We start from the raw sequence: 2,606 nt of genomic DNA, 5'->3' as shown, positions 1-2,606 counted from the left end.
CGTTACCGAATGGTCTGAGCGCCGCGCCATCAGTCTGGTGCGTAAAACGCCACCCGCCGTGATCGTGGCTGATTTTTATCACCAGGCCGATTTCCGTGACCGCCTGTCCAACCTCGAGTCCCTGCTAGCCACGGCGCAAAGCATACCGAATACCCGTATTCTGGTTTTTTATGAAACGGCGCACCAGGCTGTGCTGGACAAAGTGAGCGCCCGTCTTCGCATCGACGCCGCTTTCTCCCTACCGGTTCAGGAAGAACAACTGCGCACCACTTTGCGATCCTGGCTTGGCAACACCGTGCCGCTTTGAGCCGCAATTAAACTTATAGTGAGCTTGACCGTTAAACGTCCACCTTCTGTGGAGACGATCGATCATGCTGCGTTTAGTCATCCTGCCCCTGTTTCTGGCGTCTGCATTTGCCCAGGCCAGCGCCCTCACCCTTGGCGTCGTGCTCGACCAAAATGAATCTTTGACCGACTACGACACAACCCAACGCTACCGTGCTTTTGCTAACCAGGTCGAGCGTTCTGTCGGTCAACCAGTCCGCCTGCAGTACTACACCAAAGCATTCCTTGCAATCAAGCGCGCCAAGGATGGCGAGTTGGATATGGTGTTCGGTCCTGCCCAGGTGATCGCCAATATCGGAAAGTTGAAGTTCGAGCCCATACTCAAAACCGAGCAGACCACTGCCGCCTCCTTCGTCGCAGCACCAAATTTCAAGGGCAATCTTTCCGCCAAATCCGGTGCTCGCCTCGGTATGCCGGATTACGAATCGGTGACGGGTAGTCTCGCCCGCAGCGAAATCATCAGCCGTGGGCTTGCCAAGAGCGATTTTGCCGAAACCAAGTTCCACCGTATGGCTGAAGCTCCCCTGTACGGACTGAAACTTGGTCGTTACGATCTCGCCGTCGCGTCTGCTGAAGAGGCCAAGACCTGGACTGCGACCAACGGTGGCCGAATTGTCTACACCAGTGCCGCAGTCCCTCTACGCGCACTCTCGGTAAAGTCGGAAGCTGTGTCCGCGGCTGCCCTGCAAAAACTGGCTTCCTCTCTGCAGAGTAACAACAGCCTCAAGCTCACGCTTGCTACCGCCAGCAAAGCTGACTTCAAGGGCGTCGCTTCGATGCTGAACACCACCCCGACCAGCCTGCCGGGCGCCAGGATCATCGCCGCCGCCGAGGCGCGCGACCTCATGGCCAAAGGCGTTGCGATCTATGACGTACGAGACAACGAGACTCACAAAATGGGTTACATACCCGGATCGATCCTCGTCCCATACGATGAAGCCAGCGCCAAGGAAGTCGATTTCGACCACGTGGATGACAAGTTCGCTCTCGATCGCTTGCCCAAGGACAAAAACACACCGCTCATCATGTTTTGTGACGGCACGGTCTGCTGGAAAAGCTACAAATCCACTGTCATGGCCATCAGAGCTGGCTGGAAAAACATCTACTGGTTCCGCGGCGGCTTTCCGGAATGGAAGGAAGCGGGCTTTGTTATCGCCAAGAAGGACTGATCCCCCCGACGCTGCAGGAAAAAGTCTGCTAATCCGGATTTTTTTGCTACAGCTCCGATGCTCTGGCCTGCCTTCACCCGCATCACCGACAGTTCCTTGAATTCGGCGGTGCACCCGTGCTTCGGTATCTTCTACAACTTCGTTTACCCTTCCAATTTCACGGGGCGTTATACCCCATCTCTTGGAAGGCGAAACTTCGGGGGAAACTCAGATGCTTCTCATGTCCATACCCATACTTACAAGTGGTCTCGAGCACCGACCGAGTCACTTTGAACGTCCTGACACCCAAGTTTTTTCCGTATCCTCGAAAAACTTGGCAGCCGTTTTCCACGTATCAGCTTGTTGCTTGATTTGGGCAAGCCCTGTGTCCGCCTCGAACTTCGCCCGCTCAGCCTCTTTCAAGGCCAAGTCGAAATTACCAATTTTTTGTTCTAACGCCTCCTCCGCCTTCGCCAGATGGTCGAGTGTATCTTTCCACAGACCCCAATCCTCTGTCTGCTGTCGATTCTGAGCAACTGCAAACTTGGCGGCCTCAACTGCCTCGCGCGCGGCGGCTTCTTTTGCCTTTCGCACGGCGCCCCCATCTGCTGCCACGGTGGAAATTGGCATAGCACATGCCATTACTGTAACAACCAGTAAAGAGCCACTGGTACGCGATCGTAAAAATCTCATCTTATAAACCTCCTGGTTGGTGTTGAACCATAATGGTGGCTTCCGCGTCACATGTCGCCAAACATCAGGCGTTCCCCAACTGCGTTCAATGCCTTACGTACACATTTTTCATCATCCTCCCCAGTTGGCGCACCACTAACACTGACCGCGCCGAGGAAGCTGCCGTCGGCGGCCTCAATGCGTACGGCACCTGCTTCCGAGAGTGTGATCCCGAGGTGGTCAAGTTTCTCGGCCAGAGCCTTCGCGTTACGCACGAATTCGCTGGAGTCCACCCCCGACATAACCACTGTATTAGCAGTTCGCATAGCGATTTCGATCATTACACGCGGGGCGAATACGTCGCGCAGAATAGCTACCGGGTCGCCATTCCGATCGACAACGACCGCCGCTACTTGATAGCCGGTTTCGCGACATGCCTCA

Annotated in this window: 4 protein-coding genes; 2 read left to right on the top strand and 2 right to left on the bottom strand. The window is 55.3% G+C overall.

Going from position 1 to position 2,606, the window contains the following annotated elements; all coding sequences use genetic code 11:
* Both CAPSK01_RS24155 and CAPSK01_RS19915 read left to right on the top strand, forming a co-directional pair.
* A partial coding sequence (locus CAPSK01_RS24155) for a hypothetical protein (RefSeq protein ID WP_273704164.1) occupies positions 1-307 on the top strand: 307 nt, incomplete at its 5' end.
* Positions 308-371: 64 nt separating this feature from the next.
* Entirely contained in the window at positions 372-1,514 is a 1,143-nt protein-coding gene (locus tag CAPSK01_RS19915; protein WP_273704163.1) for a rhodanese-like domain-containing protein, read from the top strand.
* Between the two features lie 264 nt (positions 1,515-1,778).
* Here the strand turns inward: CAPSK01_RS19915 and CAPSK01_RS19910 are convergent, their stop codons facing one another.
* Positions 1,779-2,186 (bottom strand): hypothetical protein, encoded by a 408-nt coding sequence (locus CAPSK01_RS19910; RefSeq protein ID WP_273704162.1) that lies wholly within the window; start codon positions 2,184-2,186, stop codon positions 1,779-1,781.
* Between the two features lie 47 nt (positions 2,187-2,233).
* Positions 2,234-2,606 (bottom strand): heme-binding protein (locus tag CAPSK01_RS19905; protein WP_034930954.1); only part of this gene is annotated, 373 nt, incomplete at its 5' end.

Source organism: Candidatus Accumulibacter vicinus (assembly GCF_000584955.1).
Taxonomy (GTDB): domain Bacteria; phylum Pseudomonadota; class Gammaproteobacteria; order Burkholderiales; family Rhodocyclaceae; genus Accumulibacter; species Accumulibacter vicinus.
This window is presented reverse-complemented; position numbering and strand designations above follow the sequence as displayed.